Here is a 15,940-nt window from a genome sequence, read left to right as displayed (position 1 = left end):
ATGAGATAGCTGGTAGCGTTCTTATTTGTTTTGATATTGGCGTTCTCGTTAGCCGCTTTAGCGCGGTGTGCTTGTCGAAACAAGAAGAGTCTCAACTCAAAAAACGACGGCTTACAGGGAAATACGGAAACTCACTGCGTTCAGACAACCATATTTCTTATCCTGAAAGTCGTCGTTTTTTGTCCTATGGACCGTCTCGTCTCTAAAAGTTTCGCCAATCACACCGCGCTGCGGCGATTGCTTCCTTATATCGTTCTTCACCCAGCGTCTTCTTCAAAACAAGAGCTCGTTCAGCTCCTGCGAGGCCAGCTGAAAGGGAAATGCGGGAACTCGCTGCGCTCAGACATCCGTATTTCTAATTCTTCCAGCTGGTCTTGCATGCCCTGCGGATCGCTTCGCTCGCAAAAGTTTTGCCGCAGACGCCGGTCGCGGAGGTTGACTTTGAACTTGCAAATTCGCCTTGGATATAAAGAACTATTCGCTGTAAATAAGAAATTCGCCTCGGTCAGCGGACCTGGACCGTGACAGTATCGGTCGGATTACCGACGAAAGTAATAAAGCTGCCGGCAACCGCAAAGACTTCACCGCTGTCGCTGATACTATCGAATTTGCAGTTTCCAGCCGGATCAAAAACAAGAATCCGACCGCCAGCTGGTTTGGCAAAGCTGAGGAGTGCGTCCTGGTCAAGTATCAGCCATTCGTTATAGCCTTGGCTACCGATAATGAGGTTGATCGGGCCGCCGGAACACGGCTTGGCGGTCTCAGCCTGACTGAAGAGAAAGCCGCTTAGCCAGGCCCACTGCTCGTCTCCGCGTTTGAAGAAGCTGAGTTCTGAAAGATCGCGCATGTTGGCCACCGCGTAACTGGCGGTCAAAGGGCCGGTGACCTTCTTGACACCGCCAAAATCGACATAACCGGGCAGGCTGGATAGACGTTGAGCAGGCATGACATACGGGTACATATTCTGCCATTCTTCAAAGGCTTTTGCATTGCGGCGCAGCCACATCTGCCCGTTCAGGCTAACGGCAAGCTCTTGCGGCGCAGCCAGTTGCTCGATCTTTTCGCCTTCGATACTGTCTAAATTGAATTTGGCATCATGCCTAACCAGGTATCGACGACCATCGACGGTAGCAAAGTAGTGCTGTCCCGTGGCATCGCGGAAATAGCCATCATTATATAACGCTGAAAATGCCTTAACTTCCTCGGTGCCGTTTGTATAGTACAGAGTGAGCATGTTTGCGGATTGATCAAGACTGACCTTTGCTAAGTCGCCTCCGTGAATGTAGTATCCTTCATATGCTTGCAGTTCGACCGGGATGGGTTCTCCCTTCAATGGGATCGCAACAGGGTTCAGCTCGATTGTTAGCAAGCCTTTCGTGCTTAGGTATGTCTTGAGCAGATCATAGCCGAACATGGTGGCATTAGCTTGGGGACCGGCGAAGATGACTGCGACCGATATTCTTTTATCGGGTATGGTGATCAACATGGAACTATATTGTCCAGTACCGCCGTTTTTGCCGAGAACATGAATGCCCTTGGTTTTCAAAGCTGGAATTTCGGCGAAATCCCAGCCCAGGCCAAAGGTGGAGTTCGGATTGTGCAGCTTGCCAGCGAAACCAGGAGGCTGGACTTTTTTCATTTCCGCCAAGGAAGCCGGAGACAAAATATGGTGGCCAACGGGCGAAAAACTATCGGCAAAACGGCATAGATCCTCAGCAGTGGCCGATAGCCCGCCTGAGCCAAGCAGAGATAGCGCTTCCAATGGCAACGCCTTGCCGGCTTTGGTATAGCGCTTGGCGACAAGCAGGTTTTTCTCAGGACGATCGGAGACCCCCGTGCCGGTATATTTCAGGGCCAGCGGCGAGAAGATCCGCTGTTGGAGAAAGTCAATATAACTCATTCCGGAGACTTTGGCTACGATCATTTCGGCAAGGGTAAACCCGTCGTTACAATAGGGTGCAAGTTCACCAGGCTGACTTTTGAGATGGGAATGTGCTAGAATATCGAGAACTTCCCGGTAAATGTCCGTATTGTATTGGTAGCCGAAGCTGTTAGGTCCGACGGTGCCGGGCAGGCCGGAAGAATGGTTAAGGAGCATGCGTACGGTGATGTCTTTGTAGCGCTCGTCAAGCATGGTGAATTCAGGTAGGTAGGTAACCGCCGGAGCGTCGAGATTCACCTTGCCGTCGTCGACCAGCAGCATGATAGCGGTGGCCACATAGACCTTGCTGATCGAGCCTATGTTGAAAAGAGTGTTCTTGTCGACTGGCAAACTCTGTAGCCGGTCGGCCATGCCGAAGCCTTCGGCATAAACCGTAACTCCATCATCCAGGACGGCTACGGTCGCGCTGTCAGCAACGCCGGCATTAATAATTTTCCAGGCTTCTGTACGGGCAAAGACTTTGGCGGCATCAACGGCGGAATTATCAGCCGCTAGGCATACTGTCGGTGGCAGCACTGCCAGCATTATGGCTAGCAGGCATCCCACCAGCATTTGAGTTTTTCTCATAAAGAAACCTCCTTTTATTTAGGTTCAGTACGCCAGCACAGTAAAGGTGTCGCATGGCGCTTGTCTTTCTGTAGACCATCGTATTCTCTGCTACTGTCAGAGTATAGTTTGAAATTCCAAATTATGGTATATTATTTAACTATTCTAGATTAATTTTGGAAACCCCTTGCAGACAATCAACACTCCTCTTATTTAAAGTAATTTTTCTTTACCTGCTGGAACCATCCAAAACCTTTCCAAAGCACATAGCTCTTTCTAAATTTTCCGAAGTTGCGTGATGGAGCTGAGCTACTGTCAGCATTAAGATAGTACTTTAATAACAAAGTCGCAGTTGTTTGGCGAGTGTTAGGAAAATGGACATTAAACATATTTTCCAGATGAATACAAGTTTTTTGGTGGTTCTATGGAATGTGTTAGTTTACAACAACATAAAAACGCGTAAAAAATATCATTAAAAATGTAAAAAAGACTATTGACAGATGATAGTAAATCAAGGATAATGTACACAGTATTAAAAATGAATACTTCAAAGGCGAAGAACGGAATGTTCAATCCTAGTACTGGGCTCAGAGAACCGGTGGTTGCTGCGAACCGGGGCCAGCAGGAAAGAAATCTCATCCGGGAGCTGTTCTGCGGAAAGCAAGTACGCAGAAACGTGTCCGAGCGTAAATCGGCAAAGTACAATGTAGGGTGGTACCGCGTTTAAACGCCCCTATCGGGAAACCGGAGGGCGTATTTTTTATACCCTTTTTTCGGTAAGTTCTTTCCGGCTTAGGTATCCGGGTGCAACATTGCTTTGCAATGTTCCCATAAATAGCAAAAACGAAAGGAGGAGAGAAGTATGCATTACGTGCTGGCTGTTCGCGTACACAATCACCCAGGAGTATTACTACGCTTGGTAAACTTGCTGTACCGACGTGATGTTGCTCTGCGTAGCATGACAGCAGATTTGGCGCCTGACAGCCCTACAGGACATGTTTCTCTTGGAGTGGATGTGGAGGAGGCGCAGGCGGCACAGGTATGCAAGTATTTAGAACGATTAGAAGATGTTATTTGTGTGGAAGCACTGCAGCAAGACAAAAATTTGTGTCGTGAACTGGCGATCTTAAAAGTTCCTAAACAGGCAGCTACGGCGCGATGGCTACAACGAGGGCAGGTCCGATTATTGGCGGAAACACAAGATTCTTGTTGGGTTATGGAAGTAACAGGTTCGGTGGAAGAAGTAAACGGTTGGATTTTAGAAGCGGAGTCCTGGGGATTGCAAGAAAGTAGAAGAACAGGACCTGCGAGTTGGCACCAGGAAACTGGAGCTTGAGTAAAGAGAGGAGCGGGATTGGGATGGAACATATGCTTTATGACAAGGATGCGAACTGGAAGTTGATAGAAAATAAAACGGTGGCGGTTGTCGGTTACGGCAGCCAGGGGCATGCGCATGCATTGAATTTGCATGAAAGCGGGGTAAAGGTAATTGTAGCCCTGCCGGAGCAAAGTGCTTCAAGGGAACGAGCGAAACAAGCTGGTTTAGAAGTGACTACTCCTGGCGAAGCGGTAAAACGTGCAGATATCATTATGGTTTTGATTCCTGATGAAAAACAAGCCCGCCTTTATGCTGAGGAAATTGCGCCAAATTTGCGGGCAGGACAGGCTTTGGCGTTTGCCCATGGTTTCAACGTTCATTTTCACCAAATTGTGCCTCCAGCTGACGTGGACGTATTTATGGTGGCTCCCAAAGGGCCGGGACATTTAGTGCGACGCGTATTTACGGAAGGTGGCGGGGTTCCCTGTTTGGCGGCAGTGTATCAGGATGTGTCAGGTCAGGCAGAAGGACTGGCGCTGGCTTACGCCAAGGGAATCGGCGGCACTCGGGCCGGGGTCATGTTTACCTCGTTCAAAGATGAGACGGAAACAGATCTTTTTGGAGAGCAGGCAGTACTGTGCGGCGGCTGTACGGAGCTTATCAAGGCAGGTTTTGATACGCTCGTGGAAGCTGGGTATAAACCGGAATTGGCATACTTTGAATGCCTCCATGAAATGAAACTGATTGTGGATTTAATGTACGAAGGCGGCATGGCGGCCATGCGCTATTCCATTAGTGATACTGCCGAATATGGCGATTACAGTATTGGTCGGCGCATTATTACGGAAGAAACTCGTAAAGAAATGAAGCAAGTCTTGGCGGAGATCCAAGAGGGAACTTTTGCAAGAAACTGGATTTTGGAAAATCAAGCTAACCGTCCCGGCTTCTTGGCTAGACGCCAGCAGGAAGCGCAGCATCCGATTGAGGAAGTAGGCAAAAAACTGCGTGGACAGATGTCCTGGCTGAAACAACGTTGATAAACTGATAAGAGGAGGAAGAAAAAATGGGAAAGATACGGATTTTTGATACTACACTGCGTGATGGAGAACAAACGCCAGGGGTATGCCTGGAGCTAAATGAGAAGGTGGAGATTGCCCTTGCGCTTGAAAAACTTGGCGTGGATGTAATTGAAGCTGGCTTTCCCATCGCTTCTCCTGGAGATTTTGCAGCGGTAGAGGCTGTGGCTAAAGCGGTTAAAAAACCAGTTGTAGCCGCCTTGGCAAGGGCCGCTAAAAACGACATTGATCGCGCCTGGGAGGCCGTGAAAGCGGCCCAACAGCCGTGTATTCATACTTTCTTGGCTACCAGCGATATTCATTTGAAGCATAAACTGAAAATGAGCCGACAAGAAGCCTTGGAACGCATTGACAGTGCTGTGCGCTATGCTTGCTCTTTGACACCGGATGTTGAATTTTCCGCAGAAGACGCATCGCGGTCGGATTGGGATTTTTTATGTCAGGCGTATAGCACTGCTATACGCGCCGGCGCCAAAACAGTGAATGTTCCCGATACGGTGGGTTATACGCTGCCGGAAGAGTTTGCCAAATTGATTCGTTACCTGCGTGCGCATATTGCGGATGCCAATCAAGCCGTATTTAGCGTCCACTGTCACAATGACCTGGGGATGGCCGTAGCTAACTCCCTGGCGGCTGTAGGAGCCGGTGCTGCGCAGATTGAATGCACTATTAACGGTTTGGGAGAACGGGCCGGAAATGCGGCTTTAGAAGAAATTGTGATGGCCTTGGCGACACGCAATGATTTCTATCAGATGGAGACAAACATTCAATCGCAGCAGCTGTACCGGACTTCGCGCCTTGTCAGTACCTTTGCGGGCATTGTGGTACAACCGAATAAATCGATTGTGGGCGACAACGCATTTGCGCATGAATCCGGTATTCATCAGCACGGCATGCTGAACCATGCATCCACCTATGAAATCATTAGTCCCGCTAGTGTAGGCATGCAAAAGACTTCGTTGGTCTTGGGGAAACATTCCGGACGTCATGCCGTAGAAGATCGCTTGAAGGAATTGGGCTATGAGTTGTCAACGGAAAAACTGGATGAGGTATTTGGCAATTTTAAAACGTTGGCAGATAAGAAAAAGCAAATTTTTGATAGGGATCTGGAAGCGTTGGTCGGAGAAGGCCAACAAGCCAAAAAACCGGAATGGTTTCGCTTGCAAAGCCACCAGGTTTCCAGCGGCAGTGATATTTCGGCAACTGCTGCCGTTAAAATTGAAAGCAGCAGCGGCGTTGTGGAGAAGGCGGCCTGTGGAGATGGACCGGTTGATGCGGTATTCCAGGCCATAAATGCTGCAGTTGGCTTTGAAGTGGACCTGAAGGATTATCAACTGCGTTCGGTGACGGCCGGGCAGGACGCTATGGGAGAGGCTTCGGTTTCGGTTGGGCAAGGCAGTCGTTCCTTTAATGGACGTGGCATTTCAACCGACGTGGTGGAGGCGAGCGCTAAAGCATACTTGAATGCCCTGAATAAAATGATTTCCGAATGTGGCGTTCCTGCAGCAAAGGAGGCGGGCTGATGGCTGGCATGACAATGACCCAAAAAATATTGGCTCGCAAGGCGGGGCTGGAAACGGTGCAAGCGGGACAAATCATCCGTTGTCCTATTGATCTGGCCTTGGCTAATGACATTACAGGAGCTCCAGCCATTCGCGAGTTTCGTAAAATTGGCGTTCCTGTATTTGATCCGGCGAAAATAGCGCTGATTCCTGATCATTTCACGCCGAACAAGGATATTGCCTCGGCGCAGCAGGCGAAGGAAATGCGCGATTTTGTGAAAGAGGCTGGCATTGTTCATTATTATGAAGTAGGCCGGATGGGAATTGAACATGTTTTGCTGCCGGAAGTCGGGCTGGTAGCGCCGGGGGAAGTAATTATCGGCGCAGATTCCCATACCTGCACCTATGGCGCAATCGGAGCTTTCTCTACCGGCGTGGGGTCTACCGATTTGGGAGCCTCTATGGCGGCGGGCAGTACTTGGTTTAAAGTTCCCGCGGCCATTCGGGTGGAACTTGTAGGGGCGCTGCCTCCCTGGGTCGGCGGCAAGGATGTAATTTTGACGGTAATCGGTCAACTTGGCGTAGAAGGCGCGCGCTATGAATCGCTGGAATTTACTGGACCTGGTGTTGCTTCTTTGTCTATGTCTGATCGGTTGACCGTAGCGAATATGGCCATTGAAGCGGGCGCGAAAAACGGCATTTTTCCTGTTGATGAGGTGACGCGCGAGTATCTTGCAGGCCGGGTGTCGCGCAGCTACGAAGCGGTGGAGGCGGATGCTGATGCGGTGTACGAAAAGACGTTGCGTATTGATCTATCGCAATTAGAGCCGGTTGTAGCCAAACCGCATCTGCCGGAAAATGTAGCTCCAGCCAAGGAATTGACACAGGTGGCGATTGATCAGGTTATCATCGGTTCCTGTACGAACGGGAGGCTGGAGGACTTGGCTCAAGCCGCGGCAGTATTGCAGGGACGGCAAGTGCATCCTCATGTGCGCGCCATTATTATCCCGGGAAGTCAGGAAGTGTACCGGCAAGCCATTGCCTGCGGCTATGTTGATACTTTTATTGAAGCAGGAGCCGCTGTCAGTACGCCGACTTGCGGTCCATGCTTAGGCGGGCATATGGGTATTTTGGCAGCAGGAGAAAAAGCGGTAGCGACCACAAACAGGAATTTTAGAGGCCGTATGGGCCATGTAGACAGTGAAGTGTACTTGGCAGGCCCTGGAGTGGCGGCGGCCAGCGCGGTGCTGGGCCGAATCGGAACGCCCGAGGAGGTATGCAAATGAAGAACGGACGAGTTTGGAAATACGGGGACCATGTGGATACCGATGTAATTATCCCTGCGCGTTATTTGAGCACTTCTGAGCCTGCGGAATTGGCTAAACATTGTATGGAAGATATTGACGAATCCTTCCGCAGCCAGGTTCAGGCTGGAGATATTATGGTGGCCGGACGTAATTTTGGCTGCGGTTCTTCGCGCGAGCATGCTCCGGTAGCCATTCAAGCCTGCGGCATTTCCTGTGTTATTGCCCACAGTTTTGCCCGTATTTTTTTTCGCAATGCTATCAATATCGGCCTGCCCATGCTGGAAGTGGGCGATAAGATCAAGGAGCTTCGACAAGGGGATCAGCTGAAGCTGCATTTAGAAGAAGGCCGCATTGAAAATTTGACAACCGGCGTTGTTATTGAGGCGGCTCCTTTGCCTGCTTTTGTGGCGGAGATTGCGCAAGCCGGCGGTTTGATTGCGTATGTACGGGAACAGGCTGAAAGGAGCGTCATATGAGAGAAGCACAGTTAGCGGTTGTTGCTGGCGACGGCATTGGGCCGGAAATTATGGAAGTCGCACTGCAGGTGTTTGGAAAAGCAGCCAAACAGCAAAATCTGGCTTGTACTTTTGTCAATTTGTTAGCAGGCGGCGCTGCTTTAGAGGCATATGGCGAACCTTTGCCAGAAGCGACGGTTAAGGCGGCGCAAGGAGCTAGCGCGGTATTGCTGGGGGCGGTAGGAGATCCTAAATGGGATTCCGTAGAACCGGCAAAACGGCCGGAAAAAGCCATTTTAGGCCTGCGTAAATCCTTAGGTCTTTATGCTAACTTGCGCCCGGTTGAAGCGGCCTTTTCTGATGAGGAAGCGTCTCCTTTGAAAAAGGAGCGCCTAGAGGGCACGGATTTAATTATAGTCCGGGAGTTGGGCGGCGGCATTTACTACGGTGAGCGTCAGGAAGGCGATGAATTTGCCAGTGATATGGAATGTTACAGTCTTCAGGAAGTAAACCGCATTTTGCAATTAGCAGCGCAAATTGCCTCGCGGCGGCGCAAGAAAGTCACTTCTATAGATAAAGCCAATGTGTTAGCTACGTCCAGGCTATGGCGGAAAGCGGCTACTGTCGTTGCTGAAGAGTATAAAGAGCTACAGTGGGAGCATATGTATGTTGATAATTGCGCCATGCAGCTTGTGACGAACCCGGCCCGGTTTGACGTAATTGTTACGAGCAATCTTTTTGGCGATATTCTAAGCGATGAAGCAGCCGTTTTGACTGGTTCCATCGGCATGATGCCTTCAGCCAGTTTGGGAGAAGGACCTAGCCTGTTCGAGCCGATTCACGGTTCGGCTCCGGACATAGCCGGACAAGGCATTGCCAATCCGGTTGGCATGATTTTATCGGCTGCTTTTTGCGCAGAAATGGCGCTGGAAGCTCCGGGCGTGGGCGGTGCTATTCGTGATGCGGTACGTCGCGTATGGCTGCAGGGATATCGTACTGCTGATACGTACCGTAAGGGGTACACAAAGGTATCGACACAGGAGCTAGCCAATCGCATTGAGGCGGAACTGGAGGGATAAAATGAAACGCACCGGCGCCAATTTATTGGTTGAATCCCTAAAAAATGAGGGCGTAGAGGTGATATTTGGCTATCCGGGTGGAGCTATTTTGCCGGTGTATGATGAATTATACCGGCAGGAGGAAATTCGGCATGTGTTGACCGTGCATGAACAAGGTGCGGCTCATGCGGCGGACGGCTACGCGCGCGTTAGCGGGCGGGTGGGTGTTTGCCTGGCGACGTCGGGGCCTGGAGCTACTAATTTGATTACGGGACTAGCGACGGCGCATATGGATTCTGTTCCGATTGTGGCGATAACTGGCCAAGTGGCAACCGGCTTGATGGGGAAGGATTCGTTTCAGGAAGTAGACATAACAGGGATGACTTTGTCTATTTCAAAGCACAGTTTTGTTGTTAGAGAAGTGGCTCGTATTCCCCAGATTGTTCATGAAGCTTTTCGGATTGCCGCCAGCGGGCGGCCTGGTGTCGTCATTTTAGATATTCCCAGGGATATACAAACGTTAGAAGTGGATGAAGAGGAAATATATCCTTGCTTTGTAACGCCAGCTCGTCCGATAAGTTGGCCGGACACAGGCTTGGAAGCGGCAGCGCAAGCTTTAGCAACGGCTAAACGCCCGGTTATGCAGGTGGGCGGAGGAGCGGTGAGAGCTGGCGCTGCGCCACAGGTCAGAGCCTTGGCTAGGCATTTAGATATGCCTGTTGTAAGCACGCTAATGGGCTTAGGCGTGGTGGCGGGGGATGACCCGCTTTTTCTCGGCCTTACGGGGATGCATGGACATGAGGCGGCTAATTTGGCGGTACACCACGCCGATGTAGTATTAGCCATAGGCTGTCGGTTCAGTGATCGCTTTGTGACGGCAAAACCTGAATTTGTTAAAGGGAAAACGATTATCCAATTGGATATCGATCCGGTGGAGATCGGTAAAAACATTCCTTCCCATGTAGGGTTAACAGGAAACGTGGGTTTGTTGGCCCAAGATCTTTTGGAAAAGATGCCTAAACAGGAACGAATTGACTGGTGGCGGCAAATTCAAAAGTGGCGTGAAAGCGGACAAGAAGCGGATGAAATGTTGTTGGATGGGCCTTGGATTATGAAGTTTCTTTCCAGGCAGACGCAGGATCACCGCACGGTATTTGTCACCGATGTGGGGCAGCATCAAATGTGGGCGGCGCAGCATTTAACATTGCAGCAGCCTCGCACGTGGCTTACTTCCGGAGGATTTGGAACTATGGGCTTTGGCATGCCTGCCGCTTTAGGCGCGCAGACGGCTTGCCCGGAAGCCAGGGTGGTTCATATTTGCGGCGACGGAAGTTTTCGTATGACCGGCATGGAATTGCATACTATTGCCAGCACGGAAGCCCCGGTAATTTCTATTGTTTTGGATAATGGTTCTCTAGGCATGGTGCGGCAATGGCAAGAATTATTTTTTGAAGGACGGTGTAGTTCCTCCATTCTAAAAGAGTTTGATTTTGTAGGCATGGCCAACGCTTTGGGCGTTGAAGGGGCAGTTGCGCAAAATCGAGCGGACTTTACTGCGGCTTTTCAGCGCGCCTGGCAAGAGAAAAAACCCTTTGTGCTCGTAGCCAAGGTAGAGTCGCAACAGGTAAGGCCCATGTTGAAACCAGGCGGTCAATTGAATGAATTTATTGAGTCTATATAAAAAAAGGCTGTGCAGAAACGTAGTTTCAACACAGCCTTTTTGTTTTGTTGACTAGGATTTTTTTAGCGCCGCAGCAAGGCGCTCTTCAATCAGCGCATCAATTTGTTCACTTAACAAGGCGTTATTGCGAGCGATGATCTCTGTAACCGCCGACATGGCGACAGTAGAGCCCACTGAAGCCATTACTTTTGAGACGAGGTTATATACATCATCATCATCTGCGCCGGCAGCTTCAAAGCCTTCGATAAACATGCTTACTTTGTCTTGATTGTTTTCAAACCATTCGTGAATTGCCTGCTCCAACTGCTCTTGCGACATTCCCAACATAATAAAGTCCTCCTTAACGGTTTTAAATCTACTGTTCTATTTTCGACAAAACGTATTTTTTTCCTCTGGAAAAACGAAAAAAGTCTGGACAGAAAGTACGTCCTGTGTTATAAATAAAACATACAAAATTACAAGGTGTGCATGAGGTCAATGACGACCCGTCCTTGCATTGTTCATTCTAGAGCAACCAAGGGGGTGGTCTATTTTTTTGCATACCGAATTGTTTGTTGATTTGTATTGAAAGATTAACTAAGAGGTGAAGAGCATGGCAAACGATTTGTTGTACGTTATTTCTCCGGAACAGAATGGTACTGAAGAAGTAAAAGCGCTCCTGAAAGCACGTCCTGAGATTAAATTTGTTTCGCTCGTCGGTGTGGATTTGGCCGGCAACGATACAGATGAAAAAATTCCGGTAGAAATTTTCTTGGATGACATTGAAAAATTTCTAAACGGCGGCGTCGTACAAACTGACGGATCTTCCGTAGTTTTGACTGGCTTGGCTACCTTGAACAACGCTCGTGTTGACATGACTGGCGACCGAAATGTCAATTGGTTTGTTGATTACAATTATGAACACTTCGATGAAGAAAGCGGTAAACCTGTGGGAACGCTGCGCATTCCCGGATTCTTGATTCATAACGATCTGCGCGTGGATTCCCGAGCTATTTTGACAGATAGTCTGGAATACATTAAATCTGAATTGTTGAATTTGTTTAAAGCGAATCCCAACTTGGCGGGTATCACCCATGCAAAAGGGGATGAAATTGAAGAAATTCTCTTCACCTCGGCTACCGAGTTGGAATTTTGGGTTAAAACGCCTACCAATAAAGCGGATGTAGCGGAATTGTCCGCTTCGCAGGTAATGCAGGAACAGTACTGGCAGCGTACTCGCGGTGAAGTTCGTACCGCTATGGAGCAGGCAGTTCTGGCTTTGGAAAAATACGGTTTGCAGCCGGAAATGGGTCATAAAGAAGTTGGCGGTGTTAAGTCTCGCATTGATGAAACTGGCCATTTAGCTTATGTTTTAGAACAGTTGGAAATTGACTGGAAATATTCTAATGCGGTACAGACTGCTGATAATGAGCTGCAGGCGCGCATTCTTGTTAAAGAAGTATTCCGTGCTAACGGTTTGGATGTTACCTTTAAAGCAAAACCGATCATCGGTGTTGCAGGCAGCGGGGAACATACTCATGTAGGCATTGCCGCCCGTTTGAAATCCGGCAAAATCGTCAACCTCTTCTCGCCTACTGATATGAAGGCGGATTTCCTTAGCTCCGTCGGCTACGGCGCAATCATGGGTCTGCTGAAAAACTATGAAGTAGTAAACCCATTCGTTTCGGCTACAAATGATTCTCTTAACCGTTTGAAACCTGGTTTTGAAGCGCCTGTTTGCATTGTTACCTCGCTGGGACATAACCCAGCTGTTCCGTCTCGTAATCGTACTATTTTGGCTGGTTTGGTGCGTGATATCGACAATCCGTACGCTACTCGCTTTGAAGTGCGCGCCCCCAATCCGTACACCAACACTTATATTGCATTGAGCGCATTTTACCTGAGCATGTTGGATGGTATCAAGGCGGCTGTGGCTTCCGGCAAGACTACGAAAGAATTGGAAGCGGAACTGTCTAAAGATGCTGGCGTAGATGGCTTCTATCTGGAAAAAGATCGTGCATATCGTAGCGAGCATGATGTGTTTGAAGATTATACCGCAGAAGAGCGGGATCGCTTGTTCAGCAAGCCTCCGGCTACTGTTTGGGAGAATATGCAGGCGATTGAAACTTATCCGGAGAAAGTCGCAGTTCTTACTCAAGGCGGCGTCTTCCGCAAAGAACTGATCGACGCCTTTGTGGCTGGCGCTTTGGTTCGTTGGAAAACCGAATTGAACCAAAGCATTATTGCTACAAACATGGATATTGTTAAATATTCTTGCTGCCTCCATGAAGCAGAAACTGCAGTAGATTTGGATCTGTATCATTGGGATCAAATTCAGGCACTGCGGGTTTACTTGGCGAAAGATACTTTGGCTCAAAAAAGCCTATTTACCCGTATTCGTGAAGCACTGGCAGATGGCGACTATGCTATGGCTTCCGAGCTGCAGGTTGAAATGGCTGCTAAAGTGGAAGAGCTTAAATCCCTTTATATTGCTTACGAGCAGAACATTATCGAATGCTAAGTGCGTGTTGAGGCGCAAAACATCCCCGGCCAATAGCCGGGGATGTTTTTTGCGGCGCTATCTTGTCAGTCCGGTTATTCGATGCTATACTTTAATGAGAATTATTATGTGATTGTCGTTAAGAGTGGGTGATGCACCCACTCTTTCATCTTATGGCAGACAGGATTGCAGTTGAAGGAGGTGAATCCATGGCAAAAGTGCATGTGGAGACATTGGTAGAAGAATTGGTTCAAGCCATGATTGCCGGCACAGCCTTGGAGTTGGTAGACGTTGAGTATGTGAAGGAACGAGAATGGTATTTGCGCGTATTCCTGGATAAGGAAGGCGGTATTGAATTAGAAGACTGTCAATGGATCAGCGAGCAACTGGGCAGCAAGCTGGATGAACTGGATCCAATCAAGGAAAGCTATTATCTGGAAGTATCCTCACCTGGCCTCGATCGTCCTCTCAAGAAGGAACGCGATTTTGCGCGACACTTGGGGGAACGCGTCGAGGTGCATCTCTTTGCGCCTATAAATGGCGAAAAGATGCTAGTTGGTGAGTTGTTGCGTTTGGAAAACGATGTAATCTTTCTGCAAGGAGCAGAAGGGGAAATCGCTATTCCGAGGGAAAAAACTGCAAAGGTTTCGTTGGAGATTGTATTTTAAGCTGAAAACTCAATAGGAGGAATCGTGGGTGAACGCAGAATTCATGCAAGCTTTTGAACAACTGGGGAAAGAAAAGGGGATTGCGCCGGAAGTGCTTTTTGACGCCATTGAAGCGGCGTTGATTTCCGCATATAAGCGAAATTTTCAAACGGCAGCTAATGTCCGGGTTCAACTGGATCGAATTACCGGAGAAATTAAGGTGTTTGCACGCAAAAATGTTGTAGAAGCTGTTGATGATGCTCGTTTGGAAATGGACTTGCAAGAGGCGCGCAGTCATAATCCAAACTACGCAGTGGAAGATATTGTTGAGGTAGAAGTTACGCCTAAGGACTTTGGCCGCATTGCCGCGCAGACGGCTAAGCAGGTGGTTGTGCAACGTATCCGCGAAGCGGAACGGGGCATTATTTATGAGGAATTTTCGAATCGATCCAGTGATATTTTAACTGGCATTGTGCAGCGCATTGAACAAAAAAATGTTTTTATTGATCTAGGAAAAACCGAAGCTATTTTGGCGCCGGCGGAACAGATTATAGGTGAAAACTATCGACATGGAGAGCGTGTCAAGGCTTATATCATTGAAGTAAAGAAAACTACTAAAGGACCGCAGATTATGGTTTCGCGCACCCATCCCGGTCTCTTGAAGCGCCTGTTTGAGCTTGAGGTGCCGGAGATTCACGATGGCGTTGTTGAAATTAAATCGGTGGCCAGAGAACCTGGGCATCGTTCGAAAATAGCTGTCTATTCTCGCGACGAGAACGTAGATCCTGTAGGCGCCTGTGTAGGACATAAAGGAACAAGGGTCCAGACAATCGTCAATGAACTCCGAGGTGAAAAAATTGACATTGTCAAATGGAATCCAGATCCGGGGAAATATATTGCCAATGCTTTAAGTCCGGCGAAGGTTGTCTCCGTAGACGTCAATGAGGCGGAAAAAATCTCGAAAGTCATTGTGCCGGACTATCAACTGTCGCTGGCGATTGGTAAAGAAGGACAAAATGCTCGTTTGGCAGCTAAGCTGACCGGATGGAAAATTGATATAAAAAGTGAGTCTCAAGCACAAGGCGAGGAGTGAGCACAATGGTGCAAAAAAAAGTACCCCAACGCATGTGTGTCGGCTGTCAGGAAATGAAGACCAAGAAAGAACTGCTGCGCATTGTTCGATCTCCTGAAGGTGAGATTTTTATCGATCCTACTGGTAAAAAAGCTGGCCGAGGGGCCTATGTCTGTAAGGCGGCGGCTTGTGTGGAGGCGGCGTACAAAGGGAAGCGCTTAGAAAAAGCGTTGAAGCAAAGCGTAAGCCCCGAAGTGTATGCTCAAATCCAATCTCAATTGGAGTCTTTATAATGTCGTTACAAGAACAGCGTGTTATTTCACTGCTAGGGCTGGCGCAGCGTGCGGGAAGGCTGATTTCAGGCGAAGTAGCCGTACGCAAAGCAATGCAGCAAAAAAAGGTTGAGTTGTTGCTGATTGCCGCCGATGCCTCCGCTAATACCCGTAAGAGTTATCAAGATGCCGCAGCTTATTACGGGGTCACATATATCCTTTTTTCCTCCAAACTGGAGATGGGAGAAGGAATCGGCAAAGCCCATCGAGCGGCGGTGGCTTTGACGGATAAGGGGTTCGCTGCGCGCGTGCAAGAGCTTGTTCGCCAAAGCGAAATGAACATGGGGGTGGATTGATGTCTAATAACAGTAAATATCGGGTTTTTGAACTCGCCAAAGAATATCATACCAGCAGCAAAGATATCATGGAATTGCTGTCAAAAAATGAAGTGCCGGTTAAAAATCACATGAGCAATGTGGATGAAAAAGGTATAGATTTGGTGCGTAAGCACTTAGGAAAACAACAGGCGCCGCAAGGCCAGCAGGCTCCGCGTCCGCAAGGCCAGCAGGCTCCGCGTCCGCAAGG

Annotated in this window: 16 protein-coding genes; 14 read left to right on the top strand and 2 right to left on the bottom strand. The window is 48.9% G+C overall.

What is annotated here, in order from left to right; all coding sequences use genetic code 11:
- Window positions 1-206 (top strand): hypothetical protein (locus C508_RS20570; RefSeq protein WP_215731984.1); only part of this gene is annotated, 206 nt, incomplete at its 5' end.
- A gap of 299 nt (window positions 207-505) precedes the next feature.
- On the opposite strand, the gene C508_RS0115380 is transcribed toward C508_RS20570, so the two are convergent.
- Window positions 506-2,509, bottom strand: coding sequence for a serine hydrolase domain-containing protein (locus C508_RS0115380; RefSeq protein WP_018704463.1), 2,004 nt, complete (start codon window positions 2,507-2,509; stop codon window positions 506-508).
- 841 nt (window positions 2,510-3,350) lie between these two features.
- Here C508_RS0115380 and C508_RS0115375 point away from each other — a divergent pair.
- From C508_RS0115375 to ilvB, 7 genes are read left to right on the top strand one after another with little or no spacing between them, the layout of a single operon-like run.
- Window positions 3,351-3,824: an acetolactate synthase small subunit gene (locus C508_RS0115375; protein WP_018704462.1), complete on the top strand. Its 474-nt coding sequence runs from the start codon at window positions 3,351-3,353 to the stop codon at window positions 3,822-3,824.
- Between the two features lie 23 nt (window positions 3,825-3,847).
- Window positions 3,848-4,843 (top strand): ketol-acid reductoisomerase, encoded by a 996-nt coding sequence (gene ilvC / locus C508_RS0115370; protein ID WP_018704461.1) that lies wholly within the window; start codon window positions 3,848-3,850, stop codon window positions 4,841-4,843.
- 26 nt (window positions 4,844-4,869) lie between these two features.
- On the top strand, window positions 4,870-6,405 hold the full coding sequence (locus C508_RS0115365; protein ID WP_018704460.1) for a 2-isopropylmalate synthase: 1,536 nt from the start codon (window positions 4,870-4,872) through the stop codon (window positions 6,403-6,405).
- Entirely contained in the window at window positions 6,405-7,670 is a 1,266-nt protein-coding gene (gene leuC / locus C508_RS0115360) for a 3-isopropylmalate dehydratase large subunit (protein ID WP_018704459.1), read from the top strand. Before C508_RS0115365 ends, leuC begins: the two co-directional genes overlap by 1 nt.
- Window positions 7,667-8,167, top strand: coding sequence for a 3-isopropylmalate dehydratase small subunit (locus C508_RS0115355; protein WP_018704458.1), 501 nt, complete (start codon window positions 7,667-7,669; stop codon window positions 8,165-8,167). The genes leuC and C508_RS0115355 overlap by 4 nt, the downstream gene beginning before the upstream one ends.
- The gene (gene leuB / locus C508_RS0115350; protein ID WP_018704457.1) at window positions 8,164-9,225 is read left to right on the top strand and encodes a 3-isopropylmalate dehydrogenase; all 1,062 of its coding nucleotides are present in this window, start codon (window positions 8,164-8,166) and stop codon (window positions 9,223-9,225) included. The genes C508_RS0115355 and leuB overlap by 4 nt, the downstream gene beginning before the upstream one ends.
- A gap of 1 nt (window position 9,226) precedes the next feature.
- Window positions 9,227-10,885 carry a biosynthetic-type acetolactate synthase large subunit gene (gene ilvB, locus C508_RS0115345; protein ID WP_018704456.1) on the top strand — a complete coding sequence of 553 codons (1,659 nt, stop codon included), beginning with the start codon at window positions 9,227-9,229 and terminating at the stop codon, window positions 10,883-10,885.
- 51 nt (window positions 10,886-10,936) lie between these two features.
- Here ilvB and C508_RS0115340 read toward each other — a convergent pair whose 3' ends face one another.
- Complete coding sequence (locus C508_RS0115340; protein ID WP_018704455.1) at window positions 10,937-11,212, bottom strand: hypothetical protein; 276 nt, start codon at window positions 11,210-11,212, stop codon at window positions 10,937-10,939.
- 265 nt (window positions 11,213-11,477) lie between these two features.
- Between C508_RS0115340 and C508_RS0115335 the strand changes: the two genes are divergently transcribed.
- The 6 genes from C508_RS0115335 to C508_RS20750 form a co-directional block, all read left to right on the top strand.
- Window positions 11,478-13,385, top strand: coding sequence for a type I glutamate--ammonia ligase (locus tag C508_RS0115335; protein WP_018704454.1), 1,908 nt, complete (start codon window positions 11,478-11,480; stop codon window positions 13,383-13,385).
- Between the two features lie 188 nt (window positions 13,386-13,573).
- The gene (locus tag C508_RS0115330) at window positions 13,574-14,032 is read left to right on the top strand and encodes a ribosome maturation factor RimP (RefSeq protein ID WP_018704453.1); all 459 of its coding nucleotides are present in this window, start codon (window positions 13,574-13,576) and stop codon (window positions 14,030-14,032) included.
- Window positions 14,033-14,060: 28 nt separating this feature from the next.
- Complete coding sequence (gene nusA, locus C508_RS0115325) at window positions 14,061-15,104, top strand: transcription termination factor NusA (protein WP_018704452.1); 1,044 nt, start codon at window positions 14,061-14,063, stop codon at window positions 15,102-15,104.
- 5 nt (window positions 15,105-15,109) lie between these two features.
- Entirely contained in the window at window positions 15,110-15,376 is a 267-nt protein-coding gene (rnpM, locus tag C508_RS0115320; protein ID WP_018704451.1) for an RNase P modulator RnpM, read from the top strand.
- Window positions 15,376-15,711 carry a L7Ae/L30e/S12e/Gadd45 family ribosomal protein gene (locus C508_RS0115315; protein WP_018704450.1) on the top strand — a complete coding sequence of 112 codons (336 nt, stop codon included), beginning with the start codon at window positions 15,376-15,378 and terminating at the stop codon, window positions 15,709-15,711. Before rnpM ends, C508_RS0115315 begins: the two co-directional genes overlap by 1 nt.
- Window positions 15,711-15,940: translation initiation factor IF-2 N-terminal domain-containing protein (locus C508_RS20750; RefSeq protein ID WP_039797611.1), on the top strand; the 230-nt coding region annotated here is incomplete at its 3' end. The genes C508_RS0115315 and C508_RS20750, both read left to right, overlap by 1 nt.

The sequence above is a fragment of the Anaeromusa acidaminophila DSM 3853 genome, from assembly GCF_000374545.1.
In the GTDB taxonomy this organism is placed as follows: Bacteria; Bacillota; Negativicutes; order Anaeromusales; family Anaeromusaceae; genus Anaeromusa; species Anaeromusa acidaminophila.
This window is presented reverse-complemented; position numbering and strand designations above follow the sequence as displayed.

Excerpts from the sequence above, each read along its gene's own strand:
- C508_RS0115330 (WP_018704453.1), top strand. The coding sequence starts at position 13,574 with ATGGCAAAAGTGCATGTGGAGACATTGGTAGAAGAATTGGTTCAAGCC.
- C508_RS0115365 (WP_018704460.1), top strand. The coding sequence starts at position 4,870 with ATGGGAAAGATACGGATTTTTGATACTACACTGCGTGATGGAGAACAA.
- C508_RS0115355 (WP_018704458.1), top strand. The coding sequence starts at position 7,667 with ATGAAGAACGGACGAGTTTGGAAATACGGGGACCATGTGGATACCGAT.
- rnpM (WP_018704451.1), top strand. The coding sequence starts at position 15,110 with ATGGTGCAAAAAAAAGTACCCCAACGCATGTGTGTCGGCTGTCAGGAA.
- leuC (WP_018704459.1), top strand. The coding sequence starts at position 6,405 with ATGGCTGGCATGACAATGACCCAAAAAATATTGGCTCGCAAGGCGGGG.
- ilvB (WP_018704456.1), top strand. The coding sequence starts at position 9,227 with ATGAAACGCACCGGCGCCAATTTATTGGTTGAATCCCTAAAAAATGAG.
- C508_RS0115335 (WP_018704454.1), top strand. The coding sequence starts at position 11,478 with ATGGCAAACGATTTGTTGTACGTTATTTCTCCGGAACAGAATGGTACT.
- leuB (WP_018704457.1), top strand. The coding sequence starts at position 8,164 with ATGAGAGAAGCACAGTTAGCGGTTGTTGCTGGCGACGGCATTGGGCCG.
- C508_RS0115375 (WP_018704462.1), top strand. The coding sequence starts at position 3,351 with ATGCATTACGTGCTGGCTGTTCGCGTACACAATCACCCAGGAGTATTA.
- C508_RS0115315 (WP_018704450.1), top strand. The coding sequence starts at position 15,376 with ATGTCGTTACAAGAACAGCGTGTTATTTCACTGCTAGGGCTGGCGCAG.
- C508_RS0115340 (WP_018704455.1), bottom strand. The coding sequence starts at position 11,212 with ATGTTGGGAATGTCGCAAGAGCAGTTGGAGCAGGCAATTCACGAATGG.
- C508_RS0115380 (WP_018704463.1), bottom strand. The coding sequence starts at position 2,509 with ATGAGAAAAACTCAAATGCTGGTGGGATGCCTGCTAGCCATAATGCTG.
- ilvC (WP_018704461.1), top strand. The coding sequence starts at position 3,848 with ATGGAACATATGCTTTATGACAAGGATGCGAACTGGAAGTTGATAGAA.